Raw genomic sequence first — 16,312 nt, forward strand, 5'->3', positions numbered from 1 at the left:
GTGGACAACCACCTGTTCGACACGGGGGCCTGGGTCCGCCCTGATGGTCAGTACAGGCGTCCATGTACGGTTGGCGGCATGGAGACCGTGACGCTCACCCACACCGCGGCGCTGGCCCGGCTGGGGCACGCCCTGTCGGACGGCACGCGCACGCGCATCCTGCTCGCGCTGCGCGACGCGCCCGCGTACCCGTCCGACCTGGCCGCGGCGCTCGGCGTCTCCAAGCAGGTGATGTCCAACCAGCTCGCGTGCCTGCGCGGGTGCGGGCTCGTCGTCGGGCGCCCGGACGGACGCCGCACCGAGTACCGGCTCGCGGACCCGCACCTCGCGCACGCCCTCGGCGACATGCTGCGGCTCGCGCTCGTCGTCGACCCGGAGTGCTGCGGCCCGGACTGCACGTGCGCGACGGGCGGCGCTGCGCACGGCAGCGCGGACGCCGCATGACGCACGACCACCACCACGCGCACGCCGCGGCCGACCACCGCGGCCGGCTGGCCGTCGCGTTCGGCATCACCGCCGCCATCCTCGTGGCGCAGGCGGTAGGCGCGGTGGTCACGGGCAGCCTCGCGCTGCTGGTCGACACCGCGCACATGCTCACCGACGCGGGCGGGCTGGCGCTCGCGCTGTTCGCCGCCCACCTGTCGCTGCGGCCCGCGTCGCCGCAGCGCACCTGGGGCTACCGCCGCGCGGAGGTGCTGGCCGCGCTGGCGCAGGCGGCGGTGCTGCTCGTCGTCGGCGTGTACGTGCTGGTGGAGGCCGTGCTGCGCCTTGCGCACCCGCCGGAGATCCCGTCCTCGCAGCTCGTCGTCTTCGGTGCCATCGGGCTGGCGGGCAACCTCGCGTCGATGGCCGTCCTGGCCGGCCGCCGGGACGCCAACCTCAACCTGCGGGCGGCGTTCCTCGAGGTCGTGAACGACGCGCTCGGGTCGGTGGGCGTCATCGTCGCGGCGATCGTCATCGCCACCACCGGCTGGCAGCGGGCCGACGCCGTCGCCGCCCTCGTCATCGGCGCACTCATCCTCCCCCGCGCGCTGCGGCTGCTGCGGGCCGCGGGCTCCGTGCTGCTGGAGTCCACGCCGCCGGGGCTCGACCTCGACGAGGTCCGCGCCCACCTGCTGCGTGTCGACCACGTGCGCGACGTCCACGACGTGCACGCCTCCCTCATCGCCACCGGCCTGCCGATCCTGTCGGCGCACGTCGTGGTGGACTCCGGCTGCTTCACCGACGGGCACGCCGGGCGCATCCTCGACGAGCTGCAGGAGTGCGTCGCCACCCACTTCGACGTCGCCGTCGAGCACTCCACCTTCCAGGTGGAGCCGGACACCCACCCGCAGCACGAGCACCCGACCCACGCCTAGACCACGCCTAGACCCAAGAATCGGCGGAATCTGGCGGTATACAAGAAGTCTTGTACTCCTGACGGCGCGCGCCTAGCGTCGTCGGCATGGAGCAGATCGAAGCGATCACCGCCGTGCACCACCCGGTGCGACGGCGCATCTACGACTACCTGAGCCTGCACGGGACGACGCAGGTGACCACCCTGGCGCGCGCGCTCGGCCTGCAGGTCGGCAGCGTCAGCCACCACCTGCGCATGCTGCAGCGGGCGGGCGTCGTCGAGCACGCCCCCGACACCACCGACGACCGCCGCACCAGCTGGTGGCAGCCGTCGCGCAAGGGCCTGAGCTGGTCCGTCGAGGACTTCTCCGACTCCCCCGCCGACGCCCTGCTCGCCCGCGAGGCCGAGCGGACGAACGTCGAGACGCACGTCGGCCGCCTGCGCGCGTGGCACCGCCGCACCACCCCCCTGCCGGAGTGGTCCCGCGCCGCGTTCAGCGTCGACACGCTCGCCTGGGCCACCCCTGAGGAGCTGACGGCGCTCTCCGCGGCCATGCGGCAGACGATCGCCACCTGGCAGGCGGGCATCGACGCCGAGCGCGCTGCGGACGGCGCGGACGGCGCGGACGGCGCGGACGGCGCGGACGGCGCGGACGGCGCGGACGGCGCGGACGGCGCGGACGGCGCGGACGGCGCGGACGGCGCGACGGACGACACCAGGCGCCGCCCGGTGTTCGTCTTCGCCCACGGCTTCCCGACGACGCCATGACCGCGACCCCGGGCGCGACGCAGCCCGTGCTGCTGCGCGAACCGCCGGCGTTCTCGCGCGACCGTGCGGTGCACGCGTGGATCGGCGTCAAGGCGCTCTCCGACGCCGGCGACGCGATCTGGACCATCGCCCTGGCGTGGACGGCGGTGCAGGTCGCCAGCCCGGCCGTCGCGGGGCTCGTCGTGGCCGCGGGCACGGTGCCGAGGGCCGCCGTCCTCCTGTTCGGCGGCGTGCTCGCCGACCGGGCGAACGCCCGCCACGTCATGATCGCGTTCAACCTCCTGCGGGTCGCCGTGCTGGTCGGCACCGCCCTGTGGGTCCTGGCGGCGGCGCCGACCGTGGGGCTGCTCGCGCTCGCCGCGGTCGCGTTCGGCGTCTGCGACGCCTTCTACGAACCGTCGGCGAGCACCATCGGGCGCCAGCTCGTGCGCGCGGAGGACCTCCCGTCGTACACCGCCGTCGCGCAGACGGCGTCCCGGCTCGCCACGATGGGCGGCTCCGCCGTCGGAGGGTTCCTCGTCGCGCGCTCCGGCCTCGCGGGGAGCGCCACGGTCAACGCCGTGACGTTCACCGTGGTCGTCGTCTTCGTCGCCGCCTGGCTGCGGCCGCGGTTCGGGCTCCCCCGCGCCGAGCCGGAGTCCGCGTGGCGGGGCATCCGGCGCGGGTTCGGGCACCTGCGCGACGTCCCGACCACCCGCACGCTGGTGCTCGCCCTGTCCGGCCTGAACCTCGCGGTGGGGCCGGCCGTCGGCATCGGGATCGCGCTGCGCGCGCACGACGCCGGCTGGGGAGCCCAGGCGGTCGGCATCCTGGAGGCGTGCATCGGGCTGGGCGCCGCGGTCGGCGCGCTGTCGGTCGCGCGGTGGCGGCCCCGGCACGAGGCGCGCGCCGGGTTCGGCGCCCTCGTCGTGCAGGGCGTGGCGATCGTGGCCCTCGGCGGCGGACCCGTGCTGCTCGCCGGGGCCGCGTGCCTGACGATCGGCCTGACGGCCGGCTACGCCTCGGCCCTGCTGGGCGCGACGTTCGCCGGCACCGTCGACCCGGCCTACCTGGGGCGGATGGCGTCGATCACGCGTCTGGGCGACGACGTGCTCATGCCCCTGGCGATGGCGGTGTTCGGCGCGCTCGCGTCCGCGACCGCGCTCTGGGTGCCGTTCGTCCTGTACGGCGCGGGCATGGTGCTGCTCATGACGATCCCGCTGCGCAACCCGCTCTTCCGCGAGCTCTCGCTGAAGGGGCGCGCCTGAGCCTGGGGCGCGAGGGCGGGCGCGTGCTCGCGGGACGCGCCGCGGGGTGCTGTGCTTGGCACATGTCCTCCCGTGTCGACGTCCCCCCGGCCGGCCACGCCGACGAGCCGCACGCCGGCGGCCTGGCCCAGCGCCTCAACTGGCTGCGCGCCGGCGTGCTCGGCGCCAACGACGGCATCGTGTCCGTGGCGGCCGTGGTCGTGGGCGTCGCGGCGGCCACGCCGTCGCGGGCTGCGGTGCTCACCGCCGGGCTGGCCGCCCTGGTCGGTGGCGCGATCTCGATGGCACTCGGCGAGTACGTGTCCGTCTCCAGCCAGTCCGACAGCGAGAAGGCGCTCATCGCCAAGGAGGAGCACGAGCTCGCCACCATGCCCGACGAGGAGTTCGACGAGCTCGTCGGGCTCTACCGCGAGCGCGGCCTGAGCGAGGGCACGGCGCGGCAGGTCGCCGTCGAGCTCACCCACCACGACGCCCTGGGCGCGCACCTGTCCGCGGAGCTGAACATCGACCCCGACGACGTGGTGAGCCCCTGGCACGCGGCGTGGGCGTCGCTGCTGGCCTTCCTCGTCGGCGGCATCCTGCCGATGCTCGCGGTCCTGTTCATCCCGCAGCCGTGGAAGATCGCCGGCACGTTCGTCGTCGTGCTCGTCGCCCTCGGCGCCGCCGGCGCCCTCGCGGCGTGGATCGGCGGCTCCTCGCGCGCCCGGTCCGTCTCGCGCGTCGTGATCGGCGGCGCGCTGGCGCTCGGTGTGACGTTCGCGCTGGGGTCGCTGCTGGGCACCACCGGCGCCGTGTGACCGCGACTGGTCAGCGCCCCGCCGGGGCGGCACGCTGGGCGCATGGAGCTCGAGGTGCGCGGTGAGGTCTTCCAGTGGCGCGGTCCCGCGCCGTACTACTACGTGGCGGTCCCGGACGCCGAGGCGGAGCAGATCGCGGCGGTCGCGCCGCTGGTCACGTACGGCTGGGGCGTGATCCCCGTGACCGGCCGGCTCGGCGGGACGACGTTCACCACGTCGCTCTTCCCCAAGGACGGCGGCTACCTCGTGCCGCTCAAGGACGCCGTGCGCCGGCCGGAGGGGGTGACGGACGGCGACGAGGTCGTCGTCCGGCTGACGCTCGATGGCGTCTGACCGTGCGCGCCATCCCGCCGAGGTAGTTCCGGGGTCCGCGAGGTAGTCCCAGCCCTGCCGAGGTAGTCCCACCCCTGCCGAGGTAGTCCCACCCTTGCCGAGGTAGTGGGACCAGCCCACTACCTCGGCGAGCCCTGCACTACCTCGCGGACCTCGCAACTACCTCGCGATACCCGGTGCTACCTCGCGGATCCTGGTACTACCTCGCGGACCCTGGAACTACCTCGGCAGGTTCTGGACTACCTCGCGGCCAGGCCGTCGACGAAGGCGACGGCGGCGGCGGAGATCTGCGCGCGGGCGTCGTCGTGGCTGAGGGTCGGGGTGCCGTCGCCGGGCTGCGGGCCGTAGTCGCCGAACTGGGCGTGCACCGCGCCGTCGACGACGGTGAACGTGGCGTCGGCGGGCAGGTCGGACCTCGATGCCTCGATCTTCGCGGGCGTCGCGAGGCCGTCCCGGCTCGCGGACACAGACTCGACGGCGGCGGTGAGCGTGCCGCTCACGTCGCCCGCGGGGTACGAGGCGAAGAGCAGCAGCCCGTCGACGGGTGCCGCACCGTCCGCCGCGGCCCCGGCGTCGTCCGCGTCCGCCTCCATCGCCGCGACCGTGCCGCCGAGCGAGTGCCCGCCCACCACCCACCGGTCGGCGCCGGGGACGGCGGTCCGCGCGTCGTCGAACGCCCCCACCGCGAGGAACGCGATGCCCAGCGGCTGCTTCGCGACGACGACCGTGTGGCCCGCCTCGGCGAGCGGGCGCAGCACGGCGGCGTAGGCGCGGGCGTCGACGCGCGCGCCCGGCTGGAAGAAGACGGCCGTGCCGTCGCCGCCGTCCGCCGGTGCCAGCACGAACCGGGTGGCCCCTTCCGTGACCGTCACCGCGTCGTCGGACCGCATCGCGGCGAGGGCTGGCTCGACCGCGACGAACGGCCGCAGCCACGCCACCAGGGCCACCCCCGCCGCCCCGAGGACGAGCAGTGCCACCCGCCCCGCGCGCCGCCACCCGGGGCGGGACGGTCGCGGGCGCAGCGCGCGCAGGCCGGCGACCAGGGCGCCCGCGAGCGTCAGCGCGAGCAGCACCGCGTACGCCGGGTGGCCGTGCACGACGGCGCCCCATGCCGTCGCGCACACCCAGGCGACGACGACGAGGGCAGCCGCCGCCACGAGGAGCGTCGCGCGGCGGAGCCAGGTCGCGACGGTCGAGGGGGCGAGGCGGTTCGGGGCGGTGGGGGCGGGAGCTTCCACGTCGTCCGGCACGCGACGAGTCTGGCACTGCCCGGGCCGTGCGCAGGTATGGTCTGACCGCTACCTGCAACGTTGGAGGAAACCCCGTGACCGACCCGTCCTCGACCGCCCTCGCCCTCGACGCCGTCGTCGACCTCGACATCCCCGGCCCCACGATCAGCCGCCACCTGTACGGGCACTTCGCCGAGCACCTCGGCCGGTGCGTGTACGAGGGGTTCTGGGTGGGCGAGGACTCGGACATCCCGAACGTCGGCGGGATCCGCTCCGACGTGGTGGAGGCGCTGCGCGAGCTCGCCATCCCCAACCTGCGCTGGCCGGGCGGCTGCTTCGCGGACACGTACCACTGGCGCGACGGCATCGGCCCGGCTGCCGACCGCCCCCGCATCGTCAACACGCACTGGGGCGACGTCGTCGAGGACAACGCGTTCGGCACGCACGAGTTCATGGCGCTGTGCGAGCTGCTGGGCACGGCGCCGTACGTGTCGGCGAACGTCGGCTCGGGCACGGTGCAGGAGACCGCGGACTGGGTGGAGTACCTGACGCGCGCGGACGACGCGCCCATGGCGCGCCTGCGCCGCGAGCACGGGCGGGACGAACCGTGGAAGGTCGCGCTCTTCGGCATCGGCAACGAGCCGTGGGGCTGCGGCGGCAACCTGCGGGCCGACCAGTTCGCCTCCCTCGCGCGGCAGCACGCGACGTACGCGCGCGACCACGGCGACAACCGCCTGGTGCGGGTGGCGGCGGGCGCGTCGGACGACGACTACGCGTGGACCGAGACGCTCATGCAGCAGGTGGCGAAGCTCGGCGACGCGGACCCGCGCGACCTGTTCCAGATGGTGTCGTTCCACTTCTACACGTTCGCCGGGACGTGGGGCGACAAGGGTGCAGCCACCGAGTTCACGCGCGACGAGTACTGGGCCACCATGCGCAAGGCGCTCGACGTGCGGCGCATCATCGCCGGCCACTCGGCGGTGATGGACGCGTACGACCCGCAGGCGAGGATCGGGCTCGCCCTCGACGAGTGGGGCACCTGGTGGAACGTGGAGCGCGGCACCAACCCCGGGTTCCTGTACCAGCAGAACGCGATGCGCGACGCCCTGGTCGCCGCGGTGCACTTCGACGCGTTCCACGACCACGCGCGTCGCCTGCGCCTGGCGAACATCGCGCAGACGGTGAACGTGCTGCAGTCGATGCTGCTCACGGACGGCGCGCGGATGATCAGGACGCCCACGTTCCACGCCTTCGCGATGAGCGCCGGGCACCACGACGCCGCGAGCCTGCCGGTGCGCGAGCGGGCGGCGCGCGCCACGCACGACGTCGACGGCACGCCCGTGGGCACGGTGTCGGCCTCGGCCTCCACGAAGGACGGCGCGGTGCTGGTGTCGTTGACGAACCTCGACCCGGACGCCTCGGCGTCGGTGCGGGTCGACCTGCGCGGGCACGCGGTGAGCGACCCGGTCGCCACGGTGCTCGCGGCCGACGACCCGGCCGCGCACAACACGTTCGACGCCCCCGACGCCGTCGCACCGCGTCCGCTCGACGGCGTCCGCCTGGACGGGGGCGTCCTCACGGTGGAGCTCCCGCCGGCGGCGTTCGCGACGGTGCGGCTCACGCTCGGGTAGGCGGGAGGGCGCCCCGTCCGCGGTCGGGTCAAGTCCGTCACATGAGACACTTCGTACCGATGGGCGGACATCGGGTGTAGACCGGGGGCATGACCAGCCCTGCGGTCGATCACCGCTCCCTCGCCGTCGCCGAGCACCCGTACTGGCGGCGCAACCTCGCCGTCGCCACCGTCGGCTCCTTCACCACGCTCGTCGCGATGACGCTGCTGGTGCCGTTCCTGCCGCAGTACGTGCGGCAGCTCGGCGTCCACGACCCGGGCGACGTCGTGCGCTGGTCGGGCGTCGCGTACGGGGCGTGCTTCCTCACCGCGGCGCTGACCGCGCCGCTGTGGGGGGCGCTCGGCGACCGGTTCGGGCGCAAGTCGATGCTGGTGCGCGCGAGCCTCGGCATGGCGGTGGCGATGACGCTGCTCGGGTTCGTGCAGAGCGTCGAGCAGCTCGTCGCGGTGCGGCTGCTGGTGGGGCTGCTCGGCGGCTACTCGTCGGGCGCCACCATCCTCGTCGCCGCGCAGACGCCCGAGCACCGCAGCGCGTGGGCGCTCGGCGTGCTCTCGTCGGGGGTGCTCGCCGGGAACGTCGTGGGCCCGCTGGTCGGCGGGTTCGTGCCTGCCTGGGTGGGGATCCGCCCGACGTTCGTCGTCTGCGGCGCGGTGATCTTCCTGGCCTTCCTCGCGACGACGTTCCTGCTGCGCGAGGCCCGCGGCGGCACGGGCGCACGGCGCTCGGCGGGCCGGGTGCCCGGTGGGGTGTGGCGGCAGGTGCGGCAGCCGGGCGCCGTCGTCGTCCTGCTCGCGACGTCGAGCCTGCTGCTCTTCTCGACGATGTCGATCGAGCCGATCGTCACCGTCTACGTGGAGGACCTCGGGCACCTGTCGCACGCGGCGGGCGTCGCGGGGGTGCTCGTCGCGCTGACCAGCATCGGGAGCATCGTCGCGGCGCCGCGCGTCGGCCGGCTGGCGGACCGCGTGGGGCACGCCCGCGTCGTCGTGGCATGCCTCGCCGCCGCCGGGGTGCTCGCGCTGGCCCAGGCGCTCGTGACGAACGTCTGGCAGCTCGGCGTCCTGCGGGTGCTGCTGGGCCTGGCCCTGGGCGGCCTGCTGCCGTCGGTCACGGCGGCGGTACGCCACCTGGCCCCGCCGGACGCCGTCGGTCGTGTGCTCGGCCTCGGCGTCTCCGCGCAGTACGTCGGCCAGGTCGCCGGGCCCGTGCTCGGCGGAGTGGTCGCCGCCCAGCACGGCCTGCGCGCCGTCTTCGTCGCCACCGCCGTCGTGCTGCTCGTCGCGGCGACGCTCAACCTCGCGGTGGTGCGGCGCGCGCAGGCGTCCGCCGAGTAGCAGGTCGAGGCCACCGCGCATCGTAGGGCCCGCGCCTGCCTTGCGCACCGCGTTGCAGGTTTCGCACGCGGCCCGTCCTGGCCGGCGAACCGTGATGGGGTCGTGCTCAGGCCCGGGAGACCGAGTCCTGGGCCGAGAAGACTCATGAGGTTCGAGGAGGAACCATGGCTTTTCGCACGAAGGCACGTCGGAATCTCGTCGCCGCAGCGGTCTCGGGAGCACTGCTGGCAACCGTGCCCATGTCAGCTTCTGCCATCACAGCGTCCACGACGGGCGCGTCTGCCTGGACGTCGAGCACGGGGAAGGCAGCGACGGTCAAGGACACCAAGGCCGACAACCGCCGCGCGGAGGCGCGCTTCCAGCGTGCCTACCTGACGAGCACGACTTACTACCTCCGCGCGACGGGCGGGTACGGCGACACCGCATCGTCCGGTACAGGGCTGGGGTACTCGATCGGAAAGATCACGCGCATGAAGGCGTGCGCGACCAACAACAACCCGCTCGACAGCACCTACTGCTCCACGTGGCAGTACTGAGGAACACGGTCGTCGGCGGAGGCGGGCGCCAGCCGGCGTAGGCCTCCGTGGGCTCTCCACGTCGCGTGCCGGGACCATCACAGGGAGCAGTGAGCGCTGGTGTCCGCAGTTCATGTCGATCGGATCAGCCATTCGTTCGGTCGAAGGTCCATTCTTCGGGATGTCAGCTTCTCGGTCGACGACGGCACCTCACTGGCGCTGATGGGACGGACGGGCTCCGGAAAGAGCATGTTGCTGTCGATCGTCGCCGGGCTCGAGCGCCCCACTCGTGGAGCGGTCAAGGTCGCGGGAACGTCGGTGTCGGCGATGAGACCCCGTCAGGCAGCGGAGTTCCGGCTGCGTGAGGTCGGCGTGGTGTTCCAGGCGGGCGAGCTGATCCCGACCCTGTCGGCGCTGGAGAACACGACCGTGCCGCTGCTCCTGGCTGGTGTCGACCGCACGGAGGCCGAGTCACGAGCCCGCGACCTTCTCGCCGGGTTGGCCGTCGCGGACCCCAGCACTCCGGCCGAGAGCCTTTCCGGTGGGGAGGTGCAGCGAGTCGCGATCGCACGTGCCCTGGTCAACGAGCCGTCGCTGGTGCTCGCCGACGAGCCGACGGCAGCGCTGGACGCGACGACTCGCGATCTGGTGTGCGACCTGCTGTTCAACCTGCCGGCCGAGCGCTCCTGCGCCTTGATCGTGATCTCGCACGACGAGGAGGTCGCCGGCAGGGCAGACCGCGTCCTCGTGCTGGAGGACGGGCGGCTGACCGCGCGCCACCGAGCGCAGCGAGGCACTTCTTGAGCCCCGCCCGCCCTCCAGCTCTCAACGCGGGCGAGATCGCCACCCCGGTCCAGCGGCTCGGCGCCGCCGTGTGCGCAGCGCTCCTGACCCTGGTCGGCTGCCTCTTCGTGGTCGTCAGCAGCTCCTACGACGCACGGCTGGATCGTGACGCCGCGCGCACGCCCGCAGAGGTGGACATCGCCAGCCCTGCCGGGGCGGATGCCGTCGCGCACTTCACCTGGCGGGACGACGCCATCGGTGTGATGGAGTCGCAGATCCTCTATTACGCGGTGCTGGACGACTCCGCGCCACCTCCGCCGGGCCTTCCCCGCTGGCCGGCTCCCGGTGAAGTGTGGGCCTCGCCCGCCTTGGAAGCGACGCCCGGAGCGGACGCCTACCTCGCTCGCTACGGGAGGCTCGCCGGGACCATCGACCCGGCGACGCTCACCGACCACGGGGAACGGATCGCCTATGTCGGAGCGGACGACCAGACTGTCGTACCGCCCGACCACTGGAATGGCGTCACCCACTTCGGGGTGCCGGTGAGCGAAGACAGTGAGGGCTACCTCGGCGCAGCCTTGTACCAAGGAACCAAGCGCAGCCTGCTGGTCGGTCTGACGGTGTTCGGCCTGGCACCAGCCGTCGTCGCCACCATCGCCCTGACGGCCCTGGGCGCCGAACCCCGGCGCCGCCTCTTGGCTCAGCTCCGCGTCATCGGTGCCACCCCTCGAGTCCTGCGCCGTACCCTGCTGCGGCCGTTCGTCACTCCGAGCATCGTGGGCGCGACAGCCGTGCTCGCCCTCGTCGTCCTGTCGACGTTCGTCACCTGGCCGGTGCCTGGGGCGCACCTTTCCCTCGACGGCGCCGACTATCAGTCCGCTCCCGACCTGATCGCGTTCGCCTTCATCACCGCTGGCGCTGCGGCGGCGACATGGGCGCACCTCCTGTGGCAGCACCGCGGCAAGACTCTGCCGCGGATCGGGCAAGGCACCCGACCCCGGCCCGTGGGACGCCGGCCCCTCTGGCTCGTCGCACTGGTGGCCGACGTGGCCGTCACCAACTGGGCCTACGCCCTGCTCTACCCGTCCGACCCCTTCCTGGCCCAGGCGAGCGTCTTGATCGGCAGCGCGCTGACCGTGGTGATCCTCGTGCCGTGCATCGGCATCCTCACCAGCCTCATCGGCCGGTGGCTCGCCGTCGGTGCCCACCGATGCGGTTCAGGGCCCGCACTCATCGGAGCACGCGAGGTTCAGCACGTGCCGCGCGCCGCCACCCGCGTGGCGTCCGTCATCGCCATGGCCATCGTCCTGGCCGCCCAGCTCCAGATCCTGGCCGCCCAACCCGGTCCTTACTACCAGGACGCCCTCCGGGCGCAGGCGATCAACCAAGGCCGCAGCGTCCTCGTCGACTTCGGCAACCAGGAGCGAGCGCTGGCCGCCGACATCACCACCAGCGACAGGCACGACCTGGCCTACATCGGCTTGCATGGAGAACCCGCGGCCACGGAGCTGATCGGCGACTGCCCAGCACTGACCCGAGTCGTCGGGTCCTGTCCCAGCCGCCCCACTCCGCTGTCCGCGTTGGCTGCGGGCACCATCCCGCAGGTGCCGCTGTGGGGCGTGGCCCCGGACGCCGTCGTCCGACAAGCCACCCCCGACGAACTACGGCAGACGACTCGTCTGGTGGCGGTGGCCGCCGACGCAGACACGATCACCCCCGACGAGCTCACCCGGCTCCTCGGCCGTCGCCTCGACCCTCCGCCGAACATCACCGTGCCCCTGGACCAGTGGGTCGTCGGCTCGTGGGTGGGCGTCGACCAAGCGCGCTGGTATCGCGTCGGGGGCATGCTCGCCCTCCTGATCACCACGACCATGAGTGGCCTCGTCGCGCTGGCCGAGCTCGAGCGCCTGGCGGGGCGTCACCGCGTCATCCGCTTCTACGGCACCCGCGTGCGGCACTTCGTCACCCTCGGGCTCACCCTCGTCGCCGTGCCGGGGGTCGCCGCCGCCGTCCTAGGCGCCGGTGCCGCGCTCGGGCTCGCCATCGCCCCGACCACCGTCCCTGGTGCCGACGCGGTCACGCCCCAAGAGAGCATCCTCGCCATGCTGCTGGCTTCCGTCGGGTACATCGTGGTGCTGGGAACCTGCGCCGGCTTCTGGATCCAGCACGGCCGACGCCACAGACCTCGCCGATAGGTCACACGAACCACGCCGAGAAAGGACCACCCTGTGCTCTCGAGCCTCTTCCTGCTGCTCCTGATCATGGCGAGCGGGGTCGCCGTGGCCGCGACGGCGGGGTTCGTCACCTCGCTGCGGCCGCGCCGCACGAAGCCCACTCACGGACACGGGGGCGCCACGGGCGCTCTCGGTGAGCTCATCGACGTCTTCCAGCCCTCACGCACCCACACCCAGGAAGAGCTCGAGTACAAGCGCCTGGAGATCAGGCAGGCGCCCGGCACCGAGCCGGGCGTGTCCCTCGACCTGGAGGCTGGGCGAGCGGTCGTCCGTCTCGACCCCCCACCGCCGTCGTCCTGCTCGCCGCGGCGACGCTGAACCTCGCGGTGGTGCGGCGCGCGCAGGCCGGCGCCGCCTGACACGTCGTCCCCCGCACCTGAGGCACGGGGGACGACGAGTCGTCGCAGGTCAGGCGTGCTTGCGGCCCGTGGCCCACGACCAGATCGCGACGACGATGATCGACCCGACGAGCGCGAAGCCCCACGTGCCGAGGTCGAAGAACTCGTCGTTCACGCTGGTGCCGAAGACGGCCGACGCGATGAACCCGCCGAGGAGCGCGCCGACGATCCCGAGGAGCAGGGTGACGATCCAGCCACCCTTCTGCGCACCCGGCACGATGGCGCGGGCGATCGCGCCCATGATCAGCCCGATGAGGATCCACCCGATGATGCTCACGTCAATCTCCTCCTCATTCGTGAAACAGCACTTCGAAGCAGACAGCACTTCGTGTCGGCCCGGACGATTCCAGGAGCGCGGACTGGTCGCATCCTGAACGCCACGTGGCAAACAGCACATTCGGGGCTGAGGGGGCATCGACCCCTCGGTCTGCGGGGTCGCAACGGTGGCGCTAGCGTCCCTGGCTGGAACCGACAGCAGCGGTGGCGGGCGCCACGGCAGAGAGGGTGGTCCATGGTCCCGAGCGTTCCGGACACGCAGACGTACGAAGGTCGACTGGCGTGGGCACACCCGTCGCGCGACCACGCCCTCGTGGCCGAGTGGGTGCTCGACGACCTGGCCCAGCTCGCCGCGCTGCGGTCGGGGCTGGCGCAGCAGATCGGCGCGACGCGAACGCCCCGGCTGGTCGACACGGCGGAGAAGATCGTCCTCATCGCGTCGGAGCTCGCGACCAACGCGCTGGACCACGGCCTGCCGCCGACCGTCGTCCGGCTCCTCGCCTCCGCGGAGAGCTGGCTGCTCGACGTCGCCGACCACGACCTGCGCTCGGCTCCGAGCGTCGACGAACGGGACCCGGGCGACGGCGGGCTCGGGCTGCAGATCGCGCAGCGCCTCTCCCTGGAGGTGGGCTGGTACGCCACCGCCGGCTCCAAGCACGTGTGGGCCACGTTCCCGCGCCGCGCTCAATGATCCGATGAATCCTTCCAACTGAGGATTGAATCGTGTAAATTCCCGTGGCATGACCACACAGGCCGCAATGACGCGGCGTACTTTTGGGAAGCTGGCCGGGATCACTGCAACAGCGCTGCTCCCGTGGGTCCAGACCACGCGTGCCGCCGCCGCCGGGCCCCCGGAGGTCCTGGAGACGGCCACCGAAGTCGTGGTGGACAACGGTCTCGTGCGCCTGACGGTGGACAAGTCCAATGGTCGGACCACTTCGCTCGTCTACGACGGCGTGAACATGGTGGGGCGCGGCAACTACGACATGAACACCGTCCGGGAGGGCGTCGGCCTGCCGCTGCCGCCCGCCGACAACCACCTGACCGTCCGGCAGGAGCAGGACTTCGTCGACATCGCCTACCACCACAGCCCGTCCGGCGACATGCCGTGCTGGCTCGTGCGGCACCACATCGTGCGCTCGGGCGAGGCGGGCATCCACCTCGCCTACAGCTACGACCACCCCGCGGCGCTGCACGGCTTCCGCACCGACCAGCACCGCTACGTCTTCTACACCGCGGGCGGCGTCTTCACGCACGCCTCGGTCCCCGACGAGGCCGACGCCACGCCCTGGCGCGAGGCCGCGGCTCGCATGCCGACCGGCGGGGAGATCTCCCGCTCCCCCATGGTCATGGACGCCACCTACGACCTGCAGGGCACCGGCTCCGCGTACGCCCGGCGCTACTACACGAAGTACGACTGGGCCGTGACGATGAAGGACCACAGCCTGCACGGGCTGTACGGCAGCGGCTACGGGATGTGGGCCGCCCTGCCCAACCTCGAGGCGTTCACGGGCGGGCCGGTGCGTCAGGACCTGATCCTGCACCAGACGGGGAGCTCGCCCGTCCTGCTCGTCGAGCCGCAGGCCACCCACTACGGTGCCCCGCCCGTGCGGGTGGCCGCCGGCCAGGCGTGGCAGAAGACCTACGGCCCGTACTTCGTGTACCTCAACAAGGGCGACGACCCGCGCGCGATGCGCCGCGACGCCGCGCGCCAGGCCCGCTTCGAGACGCACGCCGACTTCTACGACCGGCTCGCGATCGAGGGCTGGACGCCCACGGCGCAGCGTTCCCGCGTGCGGGGCACCGTGCACCTCCCCGGCGTGCCGAACGTCGCGGGCGCCGTCGTCGTGCTGTCCGACAACCGCACCCCGATGCAGGACACGGTGCTCGGCCACAACTACTGGACCGACGTCGAGGAGGGCGGCCGGTTCAGCATCGACCACGTCCGCCCGGGCACCTACCGCCTCACGGTCTACGGGCAGGGGGTCTGGGGCGAGCACGTCATCGACGACGTCGAGATCGGTGCCGGGAAGGAGGTCACCCTCGGGCGGATGCTGTGGGAGCCGACCAGCCACGGGCGCACCGTGTTCCAGGTCGGCACGCCGTCGCGCACGTCGGGCGAGTTCCGCAACGGCCGCGACTTCCGCCGGTACGGGCTGTTCCAGACCTTCCACGACGACTTCCCCGACGGCGTGACGTACACGGTCGGCTCCAGCACCGCCGCCGACTGGAACTACATCCAGTACCAGCGGTCGTACGCCGTCGAGGCGCCCGAGGGGTCGGTGCTGCCGGAGGGCGCCCACGGGATCCGGCTGTTCGACTTCGGCACCGCCTCCAGCCCGGTCGCCGAGGGGTACGAGCGGGTCGCGCAGAACACGCTCTACGCGGCGGGCGGCGGCTTCGGGCTCGACCGCGCCGTCGACGCGCGGGACCGCGGGGCCGACGGCGACCTGCAGCGGGACTTCACCGTCGGCTCGTCGTACACCTTCTCGGTGGACCTGCCCGACGGCGAGTACGAGGTCACCGTGCTGTCGGGCGACAGCATCGCGGCGAACGCGTCGCGGGTGTCGTTCGCCGGGGGCGAGTTCGTCGACCTGCGCGCGGCGAAGGGCGAGTACGCCGTCCACACCGCCGTGGTGACCGTGACCGGCGGCCGGCTCGACCTGCTCACCGGCGGGGACGGCCGCCTGAACGCGGTCGAGATCCTCGCGACGGACGCCGTCGTCCCGGTGCTGAAGAGCCTGGCCGTGGACGGCGCGGACCTGGTGCCGGGCTTCAGCACGTTCCGCTCGGACTTCGCCGTCGACCTGCCCTGGGACCAGGAGACCGTGACCGTGCGTGCCACCGCCCGCGGCGACGCTCCCGTGACCATCGGTGGCACGGTCGTGCCCGAGGCGGGTCTGGCGGTGCCCCTGGAGGCGCAGCGCACGGTGGTCGAGCTCCAGGTGGCCGGTGAGGCCGGGAAGGCGCCGACGACCTACCGCCTGCACGTCACCCGGCAGGAGCGTCCGTGGCGCATCCTGTTCGACCTCGACCGGGCGCCGGCGGCCGGCGAGACCGCGACCCTGACGATCGGCCTCGCGGCGTGGGCCATGGGGTCGGCGCTCCCGGTGCCGCCGGAGAACAGCAACCTCACCGTCACGGTGAACGGCGAGCCGTTCGTCTGGACCTTCGGCCCCGAGGACGCGAAGGGCGCGACGTACCGCAGCGGTCGCGGCGGCCGGAACTACCAGCGCGAGATCGCGTTCGACGCCGCCCTGCTGCGGCCGGCGGGCAACGAGATCACGCTGCAGATCAACGCCGGCGCCGAGCACCTGTGGAACGAGGCCGCCTACGACGCCGTCCGCCTCGAGATCGGCTGAGTCCCGCCCTCACCCGACCCCGCCGAACAGGTGGTTGTACACGTTCTGACACCTCAGAACGTGTACAAC

The 16,312-nt window shown here is 73.0% G+C and carries 16 protein-coding genes; 14 read left to right on the forward strand and 2 right to left on the reverse strand.

The genetic code is table 11. The features are described 5' to 3' along the window. The first annotated feature begins 78 nt into the window (after positions 1–78). The 6 genes from ACFT55_RS12020 (at position 79) to ACFT55_RS12045 (ending at position 4,481) form a co-directional block, all read left to right on the forward strand. On the forward strand, positions 79–444 hold the full coding sequence (locus ACFT55_RS12020) for an ArsR/SmtB family transcription factor (RefSeq protein WP_380244067.1): 366 nt from the start codon (positions 79–81) through the stop codon (positions 442–444). Beyond that, on the forward strand, positions 441–1,358 hold the full coding sequence (locus ACFT55_RS12025; protein ID WP_380244068.1) for a cation diffusion facilitator family transporter: 918 nt from the start codon (positions 441–443) through the stop codon (positions 1,356–1,358). Before ACFT55_RS12020 ends, ACFT55_RS12025 begins: the two co-directional genes overlap by 4 nt. An 86-nt stretch (positions 1,359–1,444) precedes the next feature. Further along, entirely contained in the window at positions 1,445–2,104 is a 660-nt protein-coding gene (locus ACFT55_RS12030; protein ID WP_380244069.1) for a helix-turn-helix domain-containing protein, read from the forward strand. Next, positions 2,101–3,351: an MFS transporter gene (locus ACFT55_RS12035; protein ID WP_380244070.1), complete on the forward strand. Its 1,251-nt coding sequence runs from the start codon at positions 2,101–2,103 to the stop codon at positions 3,349–3,351. The genes ACFT55_RS12030 and ACFT55_RS12035 overlap by 4 nt, the downstream gene beginning before the upstream one ends. A 62-nt stretch (positions 3,352–3,413) precedes the next feature. Further along, the gene (locus ACFT55_RS12040) at positions 3,414–4,148 is read left to right on the forward strand and encodes a VIT family protein (protein ID WP_380244071.1); all 735 of its coding nucleotides are present in this window, start codon (positions 3,414–3,416) and stop codon (positions 4,146–4,148) included. Positions 4,149–4,190: 42 nt separating this feature from the next. Next, positions 4,191–4,481: a DUF1905 domain-containing protein gene (locus ACFT55_RS12045; RefSeq protein ID WP_380244072.1), complete on the forward strand. Its 291-nt coding sequence runs from the start codon at positions 4,191–4,193 to the stop codon at positions 4,479–4,481. A 239-nt stretch (positions 4,482–4,720) separates the two neighbouring features. On the opposite strand, the gene ACFT55_RS12050 is transcribed toward ACFT55_RS12045, so the two are convergent. Further along, on the reverse strand, positions 4,721–5,731 hold the full coding sequence (locus ACFT55_RS12050) for an alpha/beta hydrolase (RefSeq protein WP_380244073.1): 1,011 nt from the start codon (positions 5,729–5,731) through the stop codon (positions 4,721–4,723). Between the two features lie 74 nt (positions 5,732–5,805). On the opposite strand from ACFT55_RS12050, the gene ACFT55_RS12055 reads away from it, so the two are divergent. The 6 genes from ACFT55_RS12055 to ACFT55_RS12080 all read left to right on the forward strand — a co-directional run bounded on the left by ACFT55_RS12055 (position 5,806) and on the right by ACFT55_RS12080 (position 12,525). Continuing rightward, the gene (locus ACFT55_RS12055) at positions 5,806–7,341 is read left to right on the forward strand and encodes an alpha-N-arabinofuranosidase (RefSeq protein WP_380244074.1); all 1,536 of its coding nucleotides are present in this window, start codon (positions 5,806–5,808) and stop codon (positions 7,339–7,341) included. A gap of 89 nt (positions 7,342–7,430) precedes the next feature. Continuing rightward, complete coding sequence (locus ACFT55_RS12060; protein ID WP_380244075.1) at positions 7,431–8,675, forward strand: MFS transporter; 1,245 nt, start codon at positions 7,431–7,433, stop codon at positions 8,673–8,675. Positions 8,676–8,914: 239 nt separating this feature from the next. Then, positions 8,915–9,211: a hypothetical protein gene (locus ACFT55_RS12065; protein WP_380244076.1), complete on the forward strand. Its 297-nt coding sequence runs from the start codon at positions 8,915–8,917 to the stop codon at positions 9,209–9,211. Positions 9,212–9,310: 99 nt separating this feature from the next. Next, positions 9,311–9,994: an ABC transporter ATP-binding protein gene (locus tag ACFT55_RS12070; protein WP_380244077.1), complete on the forward strand. Its 684-nt coding sequence runs from the start codon at positions 9,311–9,313 to the stop codon at positions 9,992–9,994. A 107-nt stretch (positions 9,995–10,101) separates the two neighbouring features. Continuing rightward, positions 10,102–12,168 carry a hypothetical protein gene (locus ACFT55_RS12075; RefSeq protein ID WP_380244078.1) on the forward strand — a complete coding sequence of 689 codons (2,067 nt, stop codon included), beginning with the start codon at positions 10,102–10,104 and terminating at the stop codon, positions 12,166–12,168. Positions 12,169–12,201: 33 nt separating this feature from the next. After that, positions 12,202–12,525, forward strand: coding sequence for a hypothetical protein (locus tag ACFT55_RS12080; RefSeq protein WP_380244079.1), 324 nt, complete (start codon positions 12,202–12,204; stop codon positions 12,523–12,525). Positions 12,526–12,615: 90 nt separating this feature from the next. Here the strand turns inward: ACFT55_RS12080 and ACFT55_RS12085 are convergent, their stop codons facing one another. After that, positions 12,616–12,882, reverse strand: a complete 267-nt coding sequence (locus ACFT55_RS12085) for a GlsB/YeaQ/YmgE family stress response membrane protein (protein WP_380244080.1) — start codon at positions 12,880–12,882, stop codon at positions 12,616–12,618. Positions 12,883–13,116: 234 nt separating this feature from the next. Between ACFT55_RS12085 and ACFT55_RS12090 the strand changes: the two genes are divergently transcribed. Together ACFT55_RS12090 and ACFT55_RS12095 are read left to right on the forward strand one after the other, a co-directional pair. Beyond that, a complete protein-coding gene (locus ACFT55_RS12090) occupies positions 13,117–13,572 on the forward strand; it encodes an ATP-binding protein (protein ID WP_380244081.1) in 456 nt (151 codons plus the stop codon). A gap of 49 nt (positions 13,573–13,621) precedes the next feature. Continuing rightward, the gene (locus ACFT55_RS12095; protein WP_380244082.1) at positions 13,622–16,243 is read left to right on the forward strand and encodes a polysaccharide lyase family protein; all 2,622 of its coding nucleotides are present in this window, start codon (positions 13,622–13,624) and stop codon (positions 16,241–16,243) included. Positions 16,244–16,312 lie beyond the last annotated feature (69 nt).

Origin of the sequence: Isoptericola sp. NPDC057191 (assembly GCF_042670225.1) — a bacterium.
Classification (GTDB): Bacteria; Actinomycetota; Actinomycetes; order Actinomycetales; family Cellulomonadaceae; genus Isoptericola.